The organism is Clostridium porci, from assembly GCF_009696375.1.
GTDB classification, from domain to species: domain Bacteria; phylum Bacillota; class Clostridia; order Lachnospirales; family Lachnospiraceae; genus Enterocloster; species Enterocloster porci.
This window is the reverse complement of record NZ_VUMD01000004.1, coordinates 217,652-239,780: the sequence shown is the minus strand read 5'-3', so window position 1 is coordinate 239,780 and position 22,129 is coordinate 217,652. Positions and strand designations below refer to the sequence as shown.

20 protein-coding genes and 1 pseudogene are annotated in these 22,129 nt (G+C 46.5%); 16 read left to right on the top strand and 5 right to left on the bottom strand.

The window, feature by feature from the left end:
- Window positions 1-124: 124 nt before the first annotated feature.
- The 3 genes from FYJ39_RS06315 to FYJ39_RS06305 all read left to right on the top strand — a co-directional run bounded on the left by FYJ39_RS06315 (window position 125) and on the right by FYJ39_RS06305 (window position 4,363).
- Window positions 125-742 carry a TetR/AcrR family transcriptional regulator gene (locus tag FYJ39_RS06315; RefSeq protein WP_154471675.1) on the top strand — a complete coding sequence of 206 codons (618 nt, stop codon included), beginning with the start codon at window positions 125-127 and terminating at the stop codon, window positions 740-742.
- A gap of 111 nt (window positions 743-853) precedes the next feature.
- Window positions 854-2,623 (top strand): ABC transporter ATP-binding protein, encoded by a 1,770-nt coding sequence (locus tag FYJ39_RS06310; RefSeq protein ID WP_154471674.1) that lies wholly within the window; start codon window positions 854-856, stop codon window positions 2,621-2,623.
- A 6-nt stretch (window positions 2,624-2,629) separates the two neighbouring features.
- Window positions 2,630-4,363, top strand: coding sequence for an ABC transporter ATP-binding protein (locus FYJ39_RS06305; protein WP_154471673.1), 1,734 nt, complete (start codon window positions 2,630-2,632; stop codon window positions 4,361-4,363).
- Window positions 4,364-4,472: 109 nt separating this feature from the next.
- On the opposite strand, the gene FYJ39_RS06300 is transcribed toward FYJ39_RS06305, so the two are convergent.
- Window positions 4,473-5,438 carry a helix-turn-helix domain-containing protein gene (locus FYJ39_RS06300; RefSeq protein WP_154471672.1) on the bottom strand — a complete coding sequence of 322 codons (966 nt, stop codon included), beginning with the start codon at window positions 5,436-5,438 and terminating at the stop codon, window positions 4,473-4,475.
- 196 nt (window positions 5,439-5,634) lie between these two features.
- Here FYJ39_RS06300 and FYJ39_RS06295 point away from each other — a divergent pair, with 196 nt between their 5' ends.
- The 11 genes from FYJ39_RS06295 (at window position 5,635) to FYJ39_RS06245 (ending at window position 18,003) form a co-directional block, all read left to right on the top strand.
- Window positions 5,635-7,410, top strand: a complete 1,776-nt coding sequence (locus FYJ39_RS06295) for an ABC transporter ATP-binding protein (RefSeq protein WP_154471671.1) — start codon at window positions 5,635-5,637, stop codon at window positions 7,408-7,410.
- Window positions 7,404-9,146, top strand: coding sequence for an ABC transporter ATP-binding protein (locus FYJ39_RS06290; RefSeq protein ID WP_154471670.1), 1,743 nt, complete (start codon window positions 7,404-7,406; stop codon window positions 9,144-9,146). The genes FYJ39_RS06295 and FYJ39_RS06290 overlap by 7 nt, the downstream gene beginning before the upstream one ends.
- An 87-nt stretch (window positions 9,147-9,233) precedes the next feature.
- Window positions 9,234-10,175, top strand: coding sequence for an ABC transporter permease (locus FYJ39_RS06285; RefSeq protein ID WP_195840388.1), 942 nt, complete (start codon window positions 9,234-9,236; stop codon window positions 10,173-10,175).
- Window positions 10,165-10,989: an ABC transporter permease gene (locus tag FYJ39_RS06280; protein WP_154471668.1), complete on the top strand. Its 825-nt coding sequence runs from the start codon at window positions 10,165-10,167 to the stop codon at window positions 10,987-10,989. The genes FYJ39_RS06285 and FYJ39_RS06280 overlap by 11 nt, the downstream gene beginning before the upstream one ends.
- Window positions 10,986-11,771 carry an ATP-binding cassette domain-containing protein gene (locus FYJ39_RS06275; protein ID WP_154471667.1) on the top strand — a complete coding sequence of 262 codons (786 nt, stop codon included), beginning with the start codon at window positions 10,986-10,988 and terminating at the stop codon, window positions 11,769-11,771. Before FYJ39_RS06280 ends, FYJ39_RS06275 begins: the two co-directional genes overlap by 4 nt.
- Before the next feature lie 4 nt (window positions 11,772-11,775).
- Window positions 11,776-12,534, top strand: a complete 759-nt coding sequence (locus FYJ39_RS06270; RefSeq protein WP_278853423.1) for an ABC transporter ATP-binding protein — start codon at window positions 11,776-11,778, stop codon at window positions 12,532-12,534.
- Between the two features lie 61 nt (window positions 12,535-12,595).
- A complete protein-coding gene (locus FYJ39_RS06265) occupies window positions 12,596-14,227 on the top strand; it encodes an ABC transporter substrate-binding protein (protein ID WP_195840387.1) in 1,632 nt (543 codons plus the stop codon).
- 315 nt (window positions 14,228-14,542) lie between these two features.
- Window positions 14,543-15,160, top strand: coding sequence for a TetR/AcrR family transcriptional regulator (locus FYJ39_RS06260; protein WP_154471665.1), 618 nt, complete (start codon window positions 14,543-14,545; stop codon window positions 15,158-15,160).
- A gap of 142 nt (window positions 15,161-15,302) precedes the next feature.
- Complete coding sequence (locus FYJ39_RS06255; RefSeq protein ID WP_154471664.1) at window positions 15,303-15,902, top strand: MptD family putative ECF transporter S component; 600 nt, start codon at window positions 15,303-15,305, stop codon at window positions 15,900-15,902.
- Complete coding sequence (locus FYJ39_RS06250; RefSeq protein ID WP_154471663.1) at window positions 15,902-16,597, top strand: energy-coupling factor transporter transmembrane component T family protein; 696 nt, start codon at window positions 15,902-15,904, stop codon at window positions 16,595-16,597. The genes FYJ39_RS06255 and FYJ39_RS06250 overlap by 1 nt, the downstream gene beginning before the upstream one ends.
- Complete coding sequence (locus FYJ39_RS06245) at window positions 16,594-18,003, top strand: ABC transporter ATP-binding protein (RefSeq protein WP_154471662.1); 1,410 nt, start codon at window positions 16,594-16,596, stop codon at window positions 18,001-18,003. Before FYJ39_RS06250 ends, FYJ39_RS06245 begins: the two co-directional genes overlap by 4 nt.
- 491 nt (window positions 18,004-18,494) lie before the next feature.
- On the opposite strand, the gene FYJ39_RS21185 is transcribed toward FYJ39_RS06245, so the two are convergent.
- The 4 genes and pseudogenes from FYJ39_RS21185 to FYJ39_RS06230 all read right to left on the bottom strand — a co-directional run bounded on the left by FYJ39_RS21185 (window position 18,495) and on the right by FYJ39_RS06230 (window position 20,917).
- Window positions 18,495-18,617 carry a hypothetical protein gene (locus tag FYJ39_RS21185; RefSeq protein WP_268890652.1) on the bottom strand — a complete coding sequence of 41 codons (123 nt, stop codon included), beginning with the start codon at window positions 18,615-18,617 and terminating at the stop codon, window positions 18,495-18,497.
- Window positions 18,618-18,996: 379 nt separating this feature from the next.
- Window positions 18,997-19,644: a hypothetical protein gene (locus FYJ39_RS06240; protein ID WP_154471661.1), complete on the bottom strand. Its 648-nt coding sequence runs from the start codon at window positions 19,642-19,644 to the stop codon at window positions 18,997-18,999.
- Window positions 19,645-19,718: 74 nt separating this feature from the next.
- Window positions 19,719-20,321 (bottom strand): alpha/beta fold hydrolase, encoded by a 603-nt coding sequence (locus tag FYJ39_RS06235; protein WP_154471660.1) that lies wholly within the window; start codon window positions 20,319-20,321, stop codon window positions 19,719-19,721.
- Between the two features lie 178 nt (window positions 20,322-20,499).
- Window positions 20,500-20,917, bottom strand: a pseudogene (locus FYJ39_RS06230) (YjdF family protein).
- Between the two features lie 418 nt (window positions 20,918-21,335).
- Between FYJ39_RS06230 and FYJ39_RS06225 the strand changes: the two are divergent.
- Entirely contained in the window at window positions 21,336-21,491 is a 156-nt protein-coding gene (locus tag FYJ39_RS06225; protein ID WP_154471659.1) for a hypothetical protein, read from the top strand.
- A 52-nt stretch (window positions 21,492-21,543) separates the two neighbouring features.
- Window positions 21,544-21,921, top strand: coding sequence for a TnpV protein (locus tag FYJ39_RS06220; protein WP_154471658.1), 378 nt, complete (start codon window positions 21,544-21,546; stop codon window positions 21,919-21,921).
- Window positions 21,922-22,129: the final 208 nt, after the last annotated feature.

Sequence of the window (22,129 nt, the reverse complement as noted above, 5' to 3'; positions counted from 1 at the left end):
CGGTAGTTACCTGGTAGGTTTTTAGGTACTGTTTTCTGAAAACGCTATTGAAAAATCGCGGTGAGCGGATTATAATATAACAGTGTTGTATAGCAGCGTTATATAGAGACAAGGGGCTGACAGAATGGGCGAAGCTGAAAAGACAACATTAGAACTGATCCACACCGTGGCGGCAAAGGAGTTTCGTGAAAAGGGCTTCAAATCTGCCTCCCTGCGCAATATTGTAAAGACTGCCGGTGTCACTACGGGAGCATTTTATGGGTATTACAAAAGCAAGGAAGAACTGTTTGATGCTTTGGCCGGCAGGCAGTACGACACTTTTATGGGCAGATTCAAGGAGACGCAGGAGGCGTTTACCCGCCTCTCTCCCGAAGAACAAAAAAACGGCATGGGCGTACAGGCCGGTGAGCTTATGGAAGAACTGCTGGACTATGCTTACGCAAATCTGGATGCGTTCAAGCTCATCCTCTGCTGCTCGGAAGGCACCCGGTATGAAAACATGATCCACGAGCTGGTGGAAATCGAAGTGAATGCAACTCACGCATTTGCTAAAATTATGGAGGGCCTTGGGATGTCCGCCTATCAGGTCGATCCGTATTTGGAGCATATCCTCGTCAGCGGACTGTTTTCTGCTTTTTTTGAAATGATCATACACGATATACCATATGAAAAGGCCAAAGGGTATGTCAGTGATCTGAAAGATTTCCACATGGCCGGTTGGAAAAAAATTATGGGGTTTTGAAGCCCTTTAATTTTTAACCGTGAATTAGCAATAACTAACCTTTGCTTAGATATTGGGCGTTGTCCGCGGCAATGCCTGTATCATAAATATTCCATAAAGGAGGATTTCGCTTTGAAAAAACAATCAAACCTGTCACGGCTGATGGGTTATGCCGGAGGGCATAGATATTTTACATATGCCTCCTGGGTACTGTCGGCTGTAAGCGCCATTATCGCGCTTGTACCCTATTGGTATATCTGGAGAATCATCAAAGAGGTTCTGGATGTCGCTCCGAACTTTGGGCAGGCTGAAAATCTGACTCATTTCGGATGGATGGCGGTGCTGTTTGCCATTTTGTCCCTTCTGGTCTATATCGCCGGTCTGATGTGTTCCCATGTTGCTGCGTTCCGGGTGGCAACCAATATGAGGGTGCAGATCGTGAACCACATTGCCAAGCTGCCCCTTGGATTTTCTGACAGCTTCGGCAGCGGCAAGCTCCGTAAAATCATAAACGACAGCACTGCTGCAACAGAAAACTATCTCGCCCATCAGCTCCCGGACAAGTATGGAGCAATCGCCACACCCATCGGCCTGATCGTCCTGCTGCTGGTATTTGACTGGCGGCTTGGTCTTTTAAGCCTTGCCCCTGTCCTTTTAGGTTTTGCTTTTATGGCTCGTATGACCGGCCCCCGGATGGCGGAAAGGATGAAGCAGTACGGAAACGCACTTGCGGCCATGTCAAATGAGGCTGTGGAGTATGTGCGGGGTATCCCCGTTGTCAAGACCTTTGGACAGTCGGTGTTTTCCTTTAAGAAATTCAAGGGAACCATTGACGAATATGAAAAGTGGGTTGTGGCCTACACCAAGGAGTGCCGCATCCCCATGCTGTGCTATACCGCAGCAATCAACGCTGTGTTTGCATTCCTGATTGCCGGCGGCCTGCTGTTTACAGGGAGCGGCGTTACCAATGAATTTCTATTGAACCTGCTCTTTTATATTATCATCACGCCCATCATCTCGGTCACGCTGACAAAAATCATGTATATGAGTGAGAACAACATGATCGTGGAGGATGCAATGCAAAGGATCGACTCCCTTCTGAACATGGAGCCGATGCCCGAAGCTCCTGCGCCGAAACACCCGAAGGACGCTTCTGTTACTCTGGAGGATGTGCATTTCAGCTACGACGGAAAAACGGAGGTGATAGGGGGCGTCAGCTTGCATATCAAGCCGGGCCGGACGGTGGCCTTTGTCGGCCCCTCCGGGGGCGGGAAATCCACCCTCGCCAGCCTGATCTCCCGCTTCTTTGACGTGCAGGGCGGCAGTATTCAGATAGGCGGCGCGGACATAAGGGATATCCCGAAGGAAGAACTGATGGATACCGTTTCCTTCGTATTTCAGAACAGCAAGCTCATCAAGGGGTCTATCCTGGATAACGTCAAAATGGGCAGGCCGGAGGCCACCCGCGAGGAAGTCATGGCAGCGCTGAAAGCGGCGCAGTGCATGGACATCATCGAAAAGTTTCCCAAAGGCGTGGATACCATCCTCGGAACAAAGGGCATTTATCTTTCCGGCGGCGAACAGCAGCGCATCGCCATTGCCCGTGCGGTGCTGAAAAATGCCCCTGTTATCATTCTCGATGAAGCCACCGCCTTTGCCGATCCTGATAATGAGGTGAAGGTGCAGGCGGCCTTTGCCGAGCTTGCCAGAGGCAAGACGGTGATTATGATCGCCCACCGCCTTTCTACGGTTTCTGGGGCAGACTGCATTTATGTCATTGAGGACGGGCGTATTGTTGAGAGCGGAAGCCGGGCGGAACTGAACGAAAAGGACGGGCTGTTTGCGAGAATGTGGAAGAACTATCAGCTTTCCGTCCGGTGGAAAGTGGCAAAGGAGGGTTAAAGGGTTATGGTAAAACTGATTCAGAAAGCAACCGCTTCAACCAGGAATGGCGCAATCGGACTGATCAAAGGCATTATCGCCTGCGCCTTTCAGAATATCGCCTTTATGCTGCCGGCCTCCCTGCTTTATCTGATGGTGTCCGACCTGATGAACGGCGGTGTGCCGGAGGGCAGAGGCGCTTTCTACATCATTGGCTGCGTCGTTTGTATCTTGGCGGTTTTTATTACCTCATGGTTCCAGTATAACGCCACCTACTTTACCACCTATGAGGAAAGCGGGAAACGGCGCATCGGTCTTGCGGAGCAGCTTCGCAGGCTGCCCCTGTCCTTCTTTGGGAAGAAAGACCTGGCCGACCTGACAAGCACCATTATGGCGGACTGCGAGGTATTGGAAAAGAACTGCTCCCACTTTGTTCCGGCGTTGTTTGGCTCCCTGATTTCCACTGTACTGATTACCGTAAGCCTCTTTGCCTTTGACTGGCGCATGGCCATCGCCGCTCTGTGGGTGGTGCCGGTATCTGTCCTTATCGTTGTGCTGAGCTACAAGGTGCAGGACGGTATCCAGCGGAGGATCATGTCCGCAAAGATCGCCTGCGCGGATGGGATTCAGGAATATATCGAAACGATCCGTGACCTGAAGGCCAATAACGCAGAGGGAGATTATCTGAAAGGCTTGGAGCAAAAGATCCACAGCCTGGAAAAGCAATCTATTTTTGCGGAATTTGGGACTGCCGCCTTTGTGGTAACGGCAAGTATGGTGTTAAAGCTGGGAATCGCCACCGTTGCCCTTGTGGGTTCGGTGCAGCTTGTCAATGGGACGATGGATGTGCTGACCTTCTTTATGTACCTTTTGGTTGTGTCCCGCCTTTATGACCCCATGCAGTCTGCTTTGCTGCATCTGGCGGTAGTCATTGCCATGAGGACCAATGTGGGCCGCATGAATGAAATCCTCAACCACCCGATCCAGCAGGGCCGGAACAAACTGACCAACAACGGCTGCGACATTACCTTTGACCATGTGGGCTTCTCTTATAACTCCGGCGAAACGGTGCTGAGAGATGTATCCTTCACCGCAAAGCAGGGCGAGGTTACGGCCCTTGTGGGCCCCTCCGGGGGCGGCAAAACCACCGTGTCCCGGCTGGCGGCGCGTTTTTGGGATCATCAGCAGGGCAGGATCACGGTTGGCGGCATGGATGTGTCCGGCATTGATCCTGAAACCCTGATGTCCCTGTACTCCATCGTGTTCCAGGATGTGACGCTGTTTGACAATACGATCATGGAGAATATCCGGCTCGGCAAAAAGGGCGCCACCGATGAAGAAGTCCTTGCGGCAGCGAGGCTGGCTAATTGCGATGAATTTGCAGAAAAGCTCCCCGACAAGTGGAACACCAATATCGGGGAAAACGGCTGCGAGCTGTCAGGCGGTGAGCGGCAGCGCATCTCCATCGCCCGCGCGTTCCTGAAGGACGCGCCTATTATCCTGCTTGATGAAGCGACGGCAAGCCTTGATGTGGAGAACGAGACACTGATCCAGACGGCGCTTTCCAGGCTGATTCAGGATAAGACGGTGCTGATTATTGCCCACCGTATGCGCACGGTGGCCGGGGCGGATAAGATCGTCGTACTCGCTGACGGCGTGGTTGCCGAGCAGGGTACGCCGGATGAGCTGTATCAGCGAAACGGAATCTATGCCCGCATGGTAGAGCTGCAAACAAATGGCCAGAATTGGGCGCTTCAATAAAGTTTAGAACAGTAAAAATGTGGACGGTGCGGCGGAAACGCCCATCGCCCACATTTTGTTATGAAGGAAAGAGGTATCATACAAGGAATTCTCGGTAAAAAGATACAAGTCATCCAATTTCTCCGGGCTTGATCCCATATCTTTTTTTAAAAGCGTCTATAAAATGGCTCGCATTACTATAACCTACCATCCATGCCACATCCTTTACTTTATACTTTTCGTTATGTAGAAGACGATAGGCTAACTCCATCCGTTTTTCGACAATGTATTCATAGATTGTGCAGTTAAAGCAGGATTTAAAACCTTGTTTTAATTTTGTTTCACTTAAAAAGCATTGTTCTGCAATCTGTGCGATTGTCAAAGGATGAAGGAAACGATTGTCGATCAGTTCTCTTGCGTTCATCAAGCAGCGATAGTCTTCTTTGGAAATCTCTTTATCTTTTTTCTGTCCATCGATCACACCATCGCAGAATAAAGACACCAGTTCTAAAACCTTTCCTTCCAAATAGAGCTTACGCAGCTTTCGCTCAGGTGGACAATCCAATAGCTGCTGCAAGACAAGGCGAATTTCCGGCGTTGTCTGAAATACATGGGTACAGATTTTGCTGTCCCATCTGAGCAAATGCGCTGCTTCCAAGTCCTCTGCCAGAGGGAAAAAGCGTTCCTGTTCCAGCGAAATACTTAATGTACGATAAGGCTGTTTGGAGCCAAAATAACTGACACATCGAGAAAATGTCCCCCACTGCAAACTGCATTCTGTCGGTGAAAGCCGGTAGTTTTCAACGCCAGCCTCCCGATAGTTCCATTCACAAATTCCATTCATGCAGAAAGAAAGTTGAAATATCTTTCTCTCAAAATATTCTTCGCACAACTCTGTTTCCTTATTAAACGACATTTCAGATTGAACCAAAAATAACCCTTTGGACAACTCTTGCATATTCACAAAACCATTTGCAAGCTGTTTTGTGAGTTCTAAACAGTTACCGGTTTGCTTAAAAGGTTTCTTATTATCCGAAACGCCAGAAACAAGAAAAGAGCGTGGCATATATTCAGGCGCAGACCATTGTATAAGCATAATGTCAAACTCCTTTCATAAAAGCGTGGTTAGTTCATGCTAATCATACTATCAAACTCTCTTTCAAAAAGCAAGTGACACAAAAAGCAGATTCGTCGGATTGGGGTATCAATGCGTCGGATTCGGTTACAAAAGCGACGGCTGTTTTGTTACCATAGAAAAGAATGAAATAATGCAGAAAGGTAGGTAGATTGTTATGAGAAATAAAACCAGCAAGCGGGAATCTCCGTATAAAGGAGTTTTCCGATTTGCCCATGAAAAGAAATCTCAGCTATTGCTTGCTGTCGTCCTGTCTGTTTTATCCTCTGCCTCTGGTATTGTCCCTTATATTGCGGTAGCAATATTACTACAAAAGGCACTGGAAAACAGCTTAACAATGACTTGGGCAATTCTCTTGCCGTTGATTGCCCTGTGCGGGTATCTTCTAAAACATGCCCTTTACGCAAAATCGACGCTTTGTTCCCATAAAGCGGCCTATGAAATTATCAAAAACATTCGTATGACAATTATGAAAAAGATGTCTAAGGTGTCTATGGGAATGATTCAGAGCAAATCGTCAGGCGAGTTTAAACAGCTTATCATAGATGACGCAGAAAGGCTGGAAGGACCATTAGCCCATGCTATCCCTGAAATGACCGCCAGCACGCTTGTTCCTATTTTTGTAATTATCTATTTACTGACAATCGACTGGCGTATGGCGCTGGCTACTATCATATCGGCTGTTTTGGGAAACCTGGTCTATTATGGCATGATGTTTGGCCGCGGCGAAGTCATGAAGGAATACATGATGTCCAACGCCAATATGAATGCAGCCATTGTGGAGTATGTCAACGGCATGGAGGTCATCAAAGCATTTAATCAGTCGGCATCCTCTATGAGCCGCTTTCAGTCCTCTGTCCTAAAGGTGCGGGATATTACGACAAAGTGGTATCAGCACTGCTGGCCGTTTATGAGCATAAGCCAGGCGCTGCTGCCTTCCTCTATCATATTTGTTTTGCCCGTTGGAATGGCTCTTATTTCGGGCAGTATGGTTAGTTTTGACGAGCTTATAGTATGTATTTTGCTTTCTATGGCAATTGTGGGTTCCTTGCAGACATTTACAGAATTTTGGGAAAATCTTGCCATTATCTCCGAAGTGCAGCCGCGCATTCAGGCGCTTCTTGACATGGATGAATTGCCGGAAACAGTGCAGCCAAAGCGTACAGACGGAGCCGATGTGTCAATGAAAGATGTTCATTTTGGCTATGGTGACAACGAGGTTATTCGTGGTGTTTCCTTTACGGCAAAATCAGGAAGCGTAACGGCACTTGTAGGGCCGTCTGGATCAGGGAAATCAACTCTTGCGAAGCTGATTGCGCGATTTTGGGATGTAAAAGCAGGAGCGGTTTTAGTGGGAGGCGTTGATATTCGTGAACTGTCCCTCTCTGATTTGACGGAGAAAATCAGTTATGTTTCACAGGATAATTTTCTGTTCAACATGAGCCTGCGGGATAATATTCGCATTGGTAAGCCGGATGCAACCAATCAAGAAGTGGAATGGGCTGCTTCACAGGCTGGATGCGATGAGTTTATCTCAAGGTTTCCTATGGGGTATGACACCGATGCAGGTGACGCCGGAACTAGGTTGTCGGGAGGTGAACGTCAGCGGCTTGCCATAGCAAGAGCGATATTAAAAAATGCTCCTATTGTAATTTTGGATGAGGCCACCGCTTTTACTGATCCAGAAAATGAAGATAAATTGCAAAGGTCGATTGACAGGTTGACAAAAGGGAAAACCTTGATTGTGATTGCACATCGCCTTTCTACAATTATGTATGCTGATCAGATTTTGGCGCTTGAGGATGGGCAGGTTGCTGCTCTGGGGACCCATGAGCAGCTTTTATTTCATTCAGAAATCTATCAGGATATGTGGGAAGCTCATATCAGCACAATGGATTGGAGTATGAATCAGGAGGTGATCGAATTATGCTGAAAATTATTCGCCGTGTACTGCATCTGAGCGGAAACCTGTCTAAACGGATTTGGGGTAGCTTTGTATGTGGTTTTCTGGAATCGATGTTCGGTCTGCTGCCAATCGCCGCCGTATTCATCGTTTTAATGGAACTACAAAGCGGCAACCCAATTACGAAAGAGCTATGGGTCCGCGTCATCGGCTTGATTGTTGGTGGACTTATTTTGCGCATAGGGTTTAAATATGCAGTTTATCGGCTGCAAAGCACAGCAGGCTTTGCGTTTGTCGCACGGGAACGGATTTCATTAGGAGATCGACTGCGGAATGTACCAATGGGCTTTTTTTACGATCACAGCATGGGTGATATTACTGCTGCTGTGACAACGGATTTGAATTTCCTCGAAAACTATTCCATGCATATTCTTGATAAGGTTACAACCGGCATTTTGAGCATGATGGCTATGGCTGCCTGTATTTTGGCTTTTGACTGGCGCATTGGGGTGATATTCGTAGCGGGAGTTATGTTGTCCTTTCCGGTCTACGGGTATATGCAGAAGAAAGGAAAGAAACTGTCCGTAATGCGGCAAAAAATTCAGTCCGAAGCGGTTGCTGCCACACTGGAATATGTACAGGGGATTTCGGTTGTAAAATCCTTTAATGTGTGCGAAAAGAATTTGAGCGACATTGAAGGAGCCTACGAGAATAATGCGAGTGCTTCTTATAGAGTAGAGCGGGTGTTTGCCCCGTTAAATATGACCTATTCCCTCGTGTTTCGCCTTTCATCCTGTGTCATTATGCTATGCGCTGGAATTTTTGCTGTAGGCGGGGAGCTATCCTTTGCAAATCTTTCTGTCATCCTGATTGCTTCATTCACAATTTTTAACCCCATTGAAGTAATGGGGCAAATGACAACCATGATCCGAATGATGGACGCTTCCCTTGACCGGGTAGAACGCATCAGGCAGGCGAAAAAAATCGACCAAAACGGCAAAGATATTGCGTTGGATTGTTTTGATATTGCTTTTAATCATGTTTTCTTTGCCTATGAAAATGGCAGCCCGATTTTGAAGGATGTGAGCTTTTCCATTCCTCAGGGCAGCATGACTGCAATTGTCGGCCCCTCCGGCGGAGGCAAAACCACGATTACGCGGCTGATTGCCCGGTTTTGGGATGCGCAGGAAGGCAGCATTACCGTAGGCGGCCACGATGTCAAAGAATTTACCTGTGACAGCCTCTTGAAGAATATGAGTATGGTATTCCAGAGTGTCTACCTGTTCCACGATACCATTGAGAACAATATCAAGTTTAGCTGCCCGGGCGCAACCCACGAACAGATTGTAGAGGCTGCGAAAAAAGCCTGCTGCCATGAGTTTATCTCCGCTCTGCCGGATGGATATAACACGGTGATTGGTGAGGGCGGTTCTACCCTGTCCGGCGGTGAAAAGCAGCGGATCTCCATCGCCCGCGCTATGCTCAAAGACGCGCCGATTATCCTGCTGGACGAGGCCACTGCCAGCGTTGACCCGGAGAACGAGGCGCATTTGCAGCAGGCCATCAGCGCATTGGTAAAAAATAAGACGCTGATTGTTATTGCCCACCGGCTGTCCACTATTCGAGACGCCGATCAGATTCTCGTGGTGGATAACGGGAAAATCGCACAAAAAGGCGTTCATGCCGATTTGATTCAGCAAAAGGGAATCTATCAAAACTTCTGGAATATCCGGCAGAAAGCGCGGAACTGGAAACTTGCACAGTAATTTATGTACTGCGGCGGGCGATATGCCGCCTGCCGCAGTTACTTTGATACAAGGGTTAGCTTCGCTAAACCGGAAAGGAGGGAAACCTTGAAATCTCATTGGATAAAACGAATCGTGCGGCTGCTGATTCTGCTATTTGGCGTAAGCATCCTGTGTTTTATCTTGACCGCATTATCCAGTACAGACCCGGCCGCTTATATTGTGCGCCGTGGGAATCTCTCTCCTACGCCGGAAGTGATTGAGCAGGTACGCACGGAGCTTGGTTTGGATCAGCCGCTTCCGATTCGATATTTTAACTGGATAGGAGGTGTCTTTCACGGTGACTTTGGGGAATCTATTTTTTCGACAAACGAGGTGGCTGCGGATTTGGCGGCATACTTCCCGCAAACACTGCAATTAGTTTTCCTGGCGCTGGCTGAAATTATCGTGTTTTCCATCCTGCTTGGCGTTTTATGCGCAGCCAAAAAGAATAAGCTGACCGACCATATCATGCGGATTGTTTCACTGTTTGGGATTTGCGTTCCGGCCTTCTGGCTCGGCTTTTTACTTCTGATTGGCTTCGCTGTGGAAATCCCCATTTTCAGCGTAACGCCTGCACCGGGTATTGTGGGGTTGATATTGCCATCCATTACACTATCCTTCCCTGTGATTTGCTCCACCATCCGGGTATTTCGGGCTTCGCTGCTGGAGGAAATGCACCGGGATTATGTGAGCTTTGCCCACGCTAACGGAATGTCACTCATTCAAATCCTCTGGAAGAAAGTATTTCGCAACGCACTTCCGCCTGTCATTACCCTGTTCTGCCAGTATGTAAGCTATCTGATTGCCGGAAGCGCTGTGGTAGAAAAAGTTTTTTCCATCAAAGGCGTGGGCAATTATCTGATGAACTGTATTATGGCCGCTGATGCCAATGCGATTGGCGCTTGTATGCTGATTATCGCTGCGCTGTATCTTCTGGCTGAACTGTTCGGAGAAATACTAAACCATCTGTTATGTCCGTGGAGAAAGGAGGAAAGCGATGCTGCGTAAAATATGGAAAACTCCGCAGGCAGTCATTGGGCTTGCTTTGATTGTGCTGATTTGCGCCGTCGCAGTCCTCGCACCGATTTTAGCTCCCCATTCGCCGGACACAGTAAACCCTTTGCTGAAATATCAAGCGCCGAGCGCCGATTATCCCCTTGGAACCGATCAGCTTGGCAGGTGCGAATTATCCCGTTTGCTTTATGGCGCGCGCGCGTCCCTTGGTCTGGCACTTCCCATTTTGATTCTGCTGGGAGGGATCGGTTTAATCCTTGGGATGATGACAGCGTGTACCGGCGGGTGGTTTGACCGCATTATGACGGGAATCAGCCAGGTATTCATCGCTTTCCCCACGCTCATTATCGCGGTGGCGATTATCGGTGCTCTGGGGAATGGCCTGCAAAATATCATTTGGGCGGTTGTCATTTCCATGTGGGCGCGGTTTATGCAGCTTATTCGCACTTATGCCAAAACGGAGCTTGGGAGGGATTATATTATAGCCGCAAGGGTGTCCGGCTGTGGGATATGGCAGCTTATTGTTCATCATTTAATTCCCAATATCCTGCTGCAATTTTTGGTGTATTTTTCGACAGGCGTAGCTTCGGCCATCCTCACCGTTTCCAGCTTTTCGTTTCTTGGCCTTGGCCTGCCAAGCGGAACGGCTGAATGGGGCGCAATGCTGGAGGAAGCGAGGGTAGCGTTGTATTCTCATCCGGAGCTGCTGATCTATCCTGGTATCTGCATTTTTATTGCCGCCGCAGGCTTTAATCTGTTTGGCGAGGCGCTTCGGGACATTCTCCAGCCACAGGAGGATGTGCTATGAGCAAAAAACTGTTACAGATGGAACACCTTAGTATTGCGCTTAAAACCCCACGTCAGGAATTGGTGAAGGACATCAGCCTTTTGCTGGAGGAAGCAGGTGCAGCTATCCTTTTAGGCCAATCGGGAAGCGGAAAGACGATGACCTGCCGGGCAATTTTGGGACTGCTTAACAGCAGTACCTTCCAAGTGGACGGAGACCTCCTTTTTGATGGTATATCGCTTTTGCAGCTCAAGGAAAAAGAACGGGCGCTGTACTATGGCAGCAAAATCGCTTTTGTGCCGCAAAATCCGATGACAGCGCTTGACCTTTCCAGAAAAATCGGCGGTCAAATGGCTGAATTTCTTAGCCTTCATCAAGACCTGAAGAAAAAGGATGCCATTTCTCTTTACGAACAGGCGATGGCTCGGGCAGGACTTACCGATACAAAAAGGATTTTAAGCAGCAGGCCATATCAGCTTTCCGGCGGTATGCTCCAGCGATGCCTCATTGCTCTTGCGATTGCCGGTAAAGCAAAACTGGTGATTGCCGATGAACCGACCACCGCTTTAGACGCGATTCACCGAGACAGGGCGGTAGAACAATTTTTGCAGCTACAGGAGCAAGGCTGCGCCCTTCTGATTGTAACCCATGATTTTGATGTTGCCCGGCATATCGGCGGCCATGTCCTGATTATGAAGGAAGGCCAAACGGTGGAACAGGGCAGCGCCAAAGAGGTTTTACAAAATCCGAAGGCGGCCTATACGAGAGAACTGATTGAGGCAATCCATTTAGGATGGGGGTGAGCCTGTGCTGGAGGTGAAAAAGGTAAGCAAACAATACAAGGGTGAGGATAAACTGCTGTATGATGCTGTTTCCGAGGTGAGCCTGTCTATGGCCGATCACTGCATCTATGCTTTAGTAGGCGAAAGCGGCTGCGGAAAGAGTACCTTATCGCGGCTGGTTTTGGGGTTGGAATCCCCCTCGTCCGGGCAAATCCTGCTGGACGGAAAACCAATTTCACGCAAAGGGAAAAGAAACCGGAAAGAAACGGCGAAAGCGGTTCAACTGGTATTCCAGGATGGAAAGAGTGCCCTTGACCCCCATTTTACGGTTTATCAGGCGATTGCCGAGCCAATCCGAAACCTGCTGAATCTGCCGAAGGATAAGGAGCAGTCAAGGATTCTGGAACTGCTTGACCGGATGGGATTGCCAAAAGAAACGGCAAAAAAGAAAACGGGCGAATTGTCCGGCGGGCAGCAAAAGCGCGTAGGGATTGCCCGCGCTCTGGCTGTCTCACCGCGCTATATCGTCTTTGACGAATCCATCAGCGGCTTGGACGTTATTCTCCGCAAAAACATTTTGGAATTACTAAAAAGAGTTCAGGAGGAAGAACAATGCAGTTATCTTTTCATTACCCATGAGATTGACGCGGCACTGTTCCTTGCGGACGAAATTCATGTGATGCAAAACGGAAAACTGATTGAAAGCCGCCGATGGCGCGGGAATCTGGATGTATTCAAAAATCCTTATACCAAGCAGCTTTTACAGGCCTCCCACTTGATTTGAAACAGATATATGCGCTCTTTAGGGCGTGATATATACAAAAAACGAAAGGATGGTTTATTTTATGAAACGAAAGCCACTTGCTGTGCTTATGATGGCTGGCGTTATGGCGCTTGGCCTTTGCGCCTGCAACAATGAGACACCCGATGCTTCCGATACCAGTGCGGAGCCGGTAAGCATCACAACGACGGAAAGCTGGGATTTTTCCACAGGCTTTTATCCGGCATTGGCTCCCGGAGGTTCCAACGGAACTTACGGCTTTACCTACTATGCCCGTAACTGCTACGACACGCTTGTTGTCCGGGAGGGCAGTGAATTTAAGGCTGGGCTGGCCGAGAAATGGGACATCAGCGATGATGGCCTGACCTACACCTTCCATCTCAAAGAAGGCGTGAAATTTTCGGATGGCGCTGATCTTAATGCAGAGGCAGTAAAGACCAGCATAGAGGCCGCTTTTTCCAATATGGGACAAAGCATAGCGGCTTTTGGTAAAATCGGTGTGCTAACCGAATCCATCGAAATAGTGGATGAAAATACGGTAGCTATTCACCTCATCACCCCGTATTACGGCGTTTTGAACGACCTTGCCATGTGCAATCCGATGGGAATCGTATCGCCCAATGCGTTCAATGAGGATTTGACAACCAAAGAAGAACTGATGACCCAGACAATAGGCACAGGCCCCTATATGTATGCCGGGGACGGCGACGGAACCTCTTATACCTTTGTTCGCAATCCTAACTATTGGGGAGAAAAGCCTGATGTCGACAAGTTTACGGTAAAAGTGATTGCAGACCCGGATGCAGCGGTTCTCGCGCTGCGCAATGGCGAGGTGGATCTGCTTGCCGGTACATTCCGTTTGAGCTTTGCCGGTTATACTGAGCTTTCCTCTGTTCGTGGGATTGGTACAGTGTTAGATGACAGCACTTCCAATAACCGTTTCATCGGCTTCAACACACAGAAAGCTCCGTTTAATGACGCTGCTGTTCGTAAAGCGGTGGCTTATGGGATTGATAAAAACACGATCAGCGATAGCGTATTCTCCGGCCTTGAAACACCTTCGGAGCAGTTGCTTGATCCCTCTCTGCCGTATTGCAATATAAAAACAACAACATACAGTTACAATGGAGATAAAGCCAAGGAATTACTGAACAATGCCGGTTGGGTGGATAACGATGGAGATGGCATCCGTGAAAAGGACGGCGCAAAATTGAGCGTCACGCTGGACTACATCACCAATCAGGGCACTTTAGACGATGCCGCATTGGTAATTGCGCAGGAATTAGGTGAAGCAGGGTTTGAGGTAACACCGAGAGGCTCGGACAACATGACTTGGTTTACGCAGGTTTCTACCGATTTTGATTTTTCTCTCCACTCAACCTACGGCGGATATTATGATCCGTTCCTCACCATGACGAACATAAATCCCGAAATGATGTCTGACCCGATTCTGTGGCAGGTCGCGCTTGCTATGGAGAACGGCACAAAGATCATTACGGAACTGGACAGTACAGGCGATCTGGAACGTGTACAGGAAATCTACCATCAGGTACTTGCCTTTGCGGCAGATCAAGCAGTATTGGTTCCGTTTACCTCGGCTCACCAATATGCCGCTTTCAATAGTGAAAAAGTTGCCTCATTCAGCTTTGGCAGTGACCAGTTATTTATTGAGGTTGCCAAGGTAAAGGTAAAATAGCAATACAAATATGCGTTCCAACAACGACTCAAGCCATTAATGAAAATATAGACGAGACTAACAGATCAACACCCCGGATTTCCTTTATTGATTAAGGAGAGGGACTAAAAAGCTATTGTGCTGATGACTATTTCAGAAACTGTGAGGTTTTTTCATTTAACGATTCCTGCTTTCCGTCTCTCACCAAGCCAATGAGGGGATCTGGAGACATCATTTCATCCATAGCCGAAAAAATAGCACCGCTATCTTGACATACAGCAATCTTTGTGTATAATAAAAATAGTGCTGCTATTTTTGGCGGAAGGAGGCAATGTTTTGCAAAAAGGTGAAGCGACAAAGCAATATTTGTTGGAATTGGCAAAAGAGGAGTTCCTAAGCAAGGGCTATAGTGGAGCTTCTGTTCGCAATATTGCCAAGACAGCGGGACTGACAACGGGAGCCGTGTTCCGATATTATCCAGATAAGGCTGCGCTTTTTGACGCCCTTGTGGCAGAAGCCGCAGACGGCCTTACAAATCAATTTAAAGCTGCGCAAAATGCGCACTTTGACTTGATCCCAACGAACAAGGTGAATGAAAGCACGGATCTATCGACCGATTATTTGAATCACTTTATCAACTATATCTATGATCATTTCGATGCTTTTAAATTGGTGCTCTGTTGTTCGGAGGGAACCAGATACGCCCACTATATTCACGATTTGGTGGAACTGGAGGTAGCTCAAACAAAAGTTTATTATGATAGGCTCCGTCAGCTCGGAGTACCAAACAGGAAAGTCAGCCGTGACGTACACCATATGATTACCAGCGCCTATTTTACTGCGGTATTTGAAACAGTGGTACATGACATGGGGAGGGAAGATGCGATTGAATATGTAAATGAGGTCGCCGCATTTTTCAACCATGGCTGGAATGGGCTGTTAAGGATCACGTGAGCCTTATTTTGGGGAATGTGGTTAGTTAGCGCTAATCGATTGCTATGGATGTATTGATGGCAAATATATGATGAAAGAAAAGACAGCGCACATAGCTGAAGACTCGATACTGAAAATATAAAGAAAAGAAGGGAGAATTATTATGAACAAGACAAGTAAATGGACAGTAAAGGATGTGATCACCACCGTGTTGCTTACGGTGCTGTTGATCCTGATTCAACTTGTTGTAAATATGGTGTGCATGGCAAATGATTTCGTGAGTATGGTATTATCCGTTGGTTTTACCATGCTGCTGTGCGCCCCTGTTTACTTCCTTATGGTCAGCCGGGTACGCAAATGGTTTGTTTCCCTGGTCTATATGACCATTCTCGGCATTGTTTTCCTTATCATGGGTAACTGGTATTTACTGCCCTACTACATGATTGTGGGCATTGTATGCGAGGTCATCCTCTGGAAAAACGGATGGGAATCAAAAAAGAACATGACAGCGGCGTGGACTATATCCAGCCTGCTGTATAATGGCGTCAATCTGCTGCCGCTGTGGTTTTTCTGGGATGCCTATGAGGCGTTTGCTGTTTCCAGCGGTATGGAACAGAGCTATATCGATTCTTTTATACAGTATTATTCTTCTCCCGGATGGCTGGTATTTATCATCCTGTTCACGACCCTCTGCGGCTTTGTCGGAAGCCTGATCGGAGGGCGGCTGATCAACAAGCATTTCAGAAAAGCGGGAGTCCTTTGATGCAGCGGGAAAATCTGGCAGTGCCGGTTAAACTGTTTGCTCTTTTATGTGCTATATCTGGGATAACGCTCACCGCCGGCACAATGCTGTCCTTCGTCCTTGTGATAACGGCATTCCTTCATCTGGTGGTTCAGAAAAACTGGAAGCTGTTGCGCTCCTTTGGCGTGTTTTATCTGGTTTTGGCGGTACTGCTGTATTTAATCCGCTATCAGGGGCTTCACATGGTTCTTTTTTCAGAGTTTTATGTGCTGATGTTCTGGAGCCTGTCCGTCGTATTTATTGTCGGGTGGGATCTAATCACAACGCCGCCGGGTGAGCTGTCAGCATTTATGTCCCGCATTCATATGCCGACCGCTGTTATTTTGGGGCTGCTTGTCATGTTCCGTTTCTTCCCGACGATGAAAGCCGAGTTGAAAAGCGTGTGGCGTTCCATGCGCAATCGAGGTCTTACCGCCCTAAATCAGTTTCTGTTCCATCCGGCAGCGACCTGTGAATATGTACTGGTGCCGATGCTGCTGCGCTGTCTTCAAGTTGCCGATCAGCTCTCCGTCTCTGCTGTAGCGCGCGGAGCGGAGACACCAGGCAGACGGGGCAGCTATTATGAAAAGAAAATGACAGCAAAGGATTGGACGTGCCTGATCCTGTGGCCCATTGCAACCGTAACATTTTTGTGCTTGGGAGGTGTTCGCATATGATACAGATGAAAGAGGTTTCTTTTCAATATGCGGACAGCTCCGAAGGAGTTTCGGCAATCAACCTTACGGTTGCGGATGGTGAGTGCGTGGTGCTCACCGGCCCGTCCGGCGGAGGAAAGACAACCCTTACACGGCTCATAAACGGCCTTGCACCGTCTTATTATACAGGCACGCTGACAGGTGATATTTTTCTGGACGGGAAACCGCTTTCTCAGATACCACAGTCTGAATTGGTGCGTCAGGCAGGAAGCGTATTTCAAGACCCTAAGAGTCAGTTTTTTTCCTCAGAATTGGCCGGGGAGGTTGCTTTTGCCTGCGAAAACTATGGATTGCCTGCGGAAGAAATCCGTAAGCGCACCGACCATGCTATCGCTGCCTTCTCCCTGAGTGGATTTAGGACACAAAATCTTGACACGCTTTCCAGTGGGGAAAAACAAAAAGTCGCCATTGCTTCGGTCTATGCCCTCCGACCCGGTATTTATGTCTGTGACGAGCCTACCTCGAATCTGGATAAAAAGGGGGCAGAACAACTGGCTTTGATACTGAAGAAGCTGAAAGCAGAAGGCTGTACCCTTGTGATTGCGGAGCATCGGTTAGCATGGCTTCACGGGATTGCAGATCGCTTTGTATATATCCGGGACGGGAAAATCCTGTGGGAGAAAAGCGCCAAGGAAATGGACGAAATACCGGCCAAGCAGCGAAAGGCAGACGGCCTGCGGGAAGTTATAGGATCAGAAGCCGGGAGTATACCGTTTTCCGAAAGCCATATAAATCACACTCCATCACTGTGTGTGAATGATCTTTCCTTCCGCAGAAAGCAGAAAAATGTCTTTTGTGATGTCAACTTTTCCTTATATCCCGGACAGATTACAGCGATTACCGGACATAATGGCGTCGGAAAAACAAGTCTCGCCTTAGTTTTATCCGGCTTGCGGAAGGAAAGCAGCGGCCAGATTATGATAGGCGGCAAAAAACTACGTCCGGCCGAACGTTGCAAACAGGTCTGGTACAGTTCCAACGATACAGGTACGCAATTTTTCACAAACAGCGTTACAGAGGAATTGCTGCTCCATCAGGAACGTTCTGACAAACGCTTGGAAAGAACCCGAAGTATTCTAAAGCAATTAGGCTTGTATTCGTATAAAGATGCACATCCTGCCTCCTTATCCGGCGGTCAGAAGCAACGCCTTTCCATTGCCTGTGGAATACTTTCGGACAGACCGGTTCTTGTTTTCGATGAGCCCACAAGCGGCTTGGACGGTGGGAACATGGAAATTGTAGCGATGGTGCTGAAAGAGGCGGCCTCCCTTGGAAAAACGATTCTGGCGATTACACATGACGACGAACTCATACGTTGCTGCTGTAATCATATAATCGAGGTAAATAATTCCTGTGCTGGCGACTGATTGTCACATATAAACAGGCAGACTGGAACGTTTTGTTAATGATCTTCATACCAGTAATGACTATAGAGAGAGTGAGCAGAGCTGATATGAATTATTTGATACGGCATAAGCTCCTGCTGGACAGTGCTCACAATGTTAAACCAGTAGAGTAACATTGTGCCAAAGTGAGGCAACTAACGGATCAACAATCTGGGTTTCCTTTATTGATTAGCAGCGTTTTGTTTTATACCGGTGTCTGGTTCTGCAAACTCTGCTTTTCAATCAATCAAAAAGCAATATAAAGCAGTGACAAAAGAATTTTAGTTGTTTGCCCGTATTTTCTCGACGCGGACAAAGCAATCAGCGGGTAAGGAGACAATACCTTTATCCGCTTTTTACTTTACTAAAGTAATTTTATATCAATGCATAAAGGAGCATAAGATGAAAAATAATATCGAGCTGCGCGCTATTGTGTAAGGCACAGCTCATTTCTTTTTTCTTATGGCTCACTTCTATGCCAAGCCAGATGACTCATCCTCCTCATCCCATGTGTCATACTGTTTTTTGGCCCGGACATGGTTTCCCACAACCGCGTCCAATTCCTCCTGCTGACGGTATTCGAACGGAATCATCATCAGGGAAAAGCTCTTCTAAACTTAATGGCAAAACCAGTTGATAAGTTGCGCCAAGTTCGGTATAATCTTTTTGGTAGCTTATTTTACTAGTCATAATTTATTATACCATATCCTCCGGCTATGGTATCCCTCCGGGGGATGCACATGGTTCGGATCGGTGCTCTGCCACGCATTCGCGTGTCACCGAACCAGCGCGGTACAATATCTGGCGATATTATACAATGAATGGCAGGTTCTTCGGAGCCTGCTTTTTCATTTTCATCAAAAAGGAGCTGTTGCTCCATAGATGATTACTCATCTATTTTGCAACACCCCCAGTGAAGCTGTGAATATTAAATTTTAGTTAGCCTATTAGTTATACAAACAAACTGGGATTTGCTTATCCAAAATGAAATGGTACTATCAGGTCAAGAGCAAATGCCATACAACAGCTTAAAACAAGCATAATCATTGTATCCTTTATGGTAGTTCGCTTCAAAAACACTACCGCACAAATGAAGGTTACCAATTCTAAGATTGAACGCATTTCAAAATAACCACTACCATAAACAAACGTCATATTAAATAAAACAGCAAGTATCATCACTGATAGAACAAAGGCAAGTTTACTTTTCCCCGTTGCATACCAACAGATAAATGCCAATATCGGAGAAATAACTGTAAAAGCACCCCAAATCATTGCGTAACTTCTCGGAAAAAATCCAGCTACAAATTTTGAATACAAATAATAGCTTGTAACCATTCCCATAAAAAACACAAATACATTGATTGACGCTCTAATAGATGAGTTGCTATAAATCGAGATACACAAGGCAATTAGCAACCATATAGCAAAACGCCCAAAAAAATTTCTAATGTCTGAAAATTCAAATATAAATGGCAACTCATTTGTTGGTATGGTGTCTAAAAATTTTGAAAAAGTTCCCAAAACAATTCCAATAAACAATATACGTACAGTGTTTATAATTTTCTTATTAAGAGGTATCGGATCTTCCGCACTTCGTATAGCATTCAAAAAGTTCTTCATTCTCTATCTCCATAACTTCACATTTCTCTTTGCTTTTATCATACTTCACCTCAATCAGACTGATAGAGTTCTTTTCAGTTATTTAGTATCTTTGCAATCATGTCTGGCGCATATTTATTGAGTTCGTGTCCTGCGTTTGGAATAATGTGCAAAGTAGCTTGGGGAAGTAATTCTTTTAGCCTTTTAGAAGCCTTCAGATTGGCATTATCCTTTTCGCCGCACAGAATTGTTACCGGACAAACAATATCGTTTAATTGCGAAGTAAAATCCAATAACCGCATAGAACGGGCCAATTTTATGGTATGGCTTTTCGATAGTCCCATACTTTCAAAACTCTTGTTTGGCATACAGCGGAAAATAAGATTTTGAAAATCTATCAGTAAACTTGGAGCTTTATATTGCGCGCCAATCAAAACCAGAGAAGCTACTTTATCCTCATGCCGAATAGCAAAATCAATCGCGAGAAGCGCTCCCAACGAAAGACCACAGATACAAAGCGGCTCTTTCACATTAGAATACTGCCGTTCTAAATCATCCAAAATCTTAGGGTAGGATATTTCATTCTCTGCGGAAGAAAAAAGCTCTGGGCAATCAACATCGGAAGCTGGAAGCTGTTGGACTACCTCTTTCCAGTCCTGTGCTGTTTGTCCCAAACCATGTAAAAGAACCGTTTTCATTTTTCTGCCCCCTTTCCTATGGTAAAGTAAATAACCTGATCCAAAACACACCAAAGGTATTTCAAAGTTAATCCCAATATTATTTCATGCTCGGTGGTGTCACGGGTAAGTGGTAGAGCTTAGACTTTAAGTTCGCCCATTGATTGGAAAATTGGATTCTCGTAAAAACATCAAGGGCTTAGCGCCCCCGATGTTTTTCCTTTTTCTTTTGTTGTTTCAATTCAAACAGCCTCTTTTTTCTGCCATTTTTTTCTTCCCGGCTTTTAGCTCTACGCAGCTGTTTGCATTGTTCCTGCTGTAGTTTTAGAGCCTGCTGAGATATTGTTCCAATCCCCTTAGTAGACATTTGCTTATGAATTTCGCGCTGAAGTTTCTTCGGATTTTTAGCTTGTTCTTTTACATCAGTTTCTACTGCTGGACTAAACCGCAAGCTGTTATAATACTTCAAAACAAACTCATAAATCTCGTAGTCCTTTGGTTCAGAATCCAAATGTCACTTTGGAAACCGAGAGTTTTCCATCTTCAATTTGCTCAAAAACACCTACCCAAAATGGTTCTTCAAAAAATACTGTCAGTTTACCTATTCTTGTACTCATGACAATCCCTCCTTAATGATTGTGATGAGCAAAGAATGGACAACCCGGAGGGGCAGGTTACTTACCCTGATAAACAGGACGGCCGGGCTACCTACCGGCTCTGGCATATATCATTACATGCGTTGCGTTTTTATCTTTGCTTTTTATAATCAAGCCCCATCGGCTGGATTAACGAAAATCAAAATTTTCTATTGCTTACATTATACTTCACCCCACCATCAAAGTATAGTGTGCTTTTGTAAAAAAGTGAGAAGAACCGATTATAAAGTAGTACGGTTCCTCTCACAATGTCACGGCAATATCTCACCCGACACCCGAAAAAGTCAGTAAAATCAATGCTTCCCGCACGTTTGACCTCCTCTTAGTACACCACATTTTTTGAAAAACCCTGATATGAAAGCAGAACGAGCAATCCCCCATGATGAATTTTGAAAGTAAAAATAAGGAAAAGGGGATGCTCGTGTCAGATGGGGCGGTAAGGCACCATCTGACGTGCTGCAAAGCAGCCTGCGTTCACGAGGAAGCAGCGAAAGCGGATTCCGAGTGTCCTATGCCTTTGCTGAAAATTGAATGAATGCATCTAAATTTGCCGTGATATAATGAAAACATTACGGAGAGTTTTGGTCATGAGAGAACAGAACAATACTGACATTTTACAGTACAGCGAGCCTGCATTTGCAGCAGGAGACTACCTAATTTCAGTAATCAAATTACAGCCTGTTGAGGAAAAGCCGCTTGGAAAATACGGACGGATGAGAAGGGAATTCCTGCGGGAACAGAATCCGATGCTCTTTGATGATCTGGTGCTGACTGAGCAGTTGTTTCCGCATCTGTATGAGGTGCAGGAGATTGCGGAAAACCGAGTGGAAGTGACTATGGCTGGACTGTTTGAAAAGAATCCGGCACCGGATAAGGAAAGGGACGCTATGGCTTGGGTAGGGCATATGAATATGCTGAAAGCGATGGCAGAGGAAGTAGTGGTCAGGGAAGTGATTTATACATAATGTGAAAAAAGAACTAGCTTGGAAACGGGCTGGTTTCTTTAATAGACAAAATTGCCGGTAAATCTTAAAAACAAGGTTTTGGTGCAGAAAATCGAGAAAAATAGACGAAAATATGCCTTGTAAAACGGATTTTTGATTTACAATGGCAGTTTTGGGATTTTGCAAGGAGAATACTGAAAACGGCAAAAACAAAAACACAATATTTTAC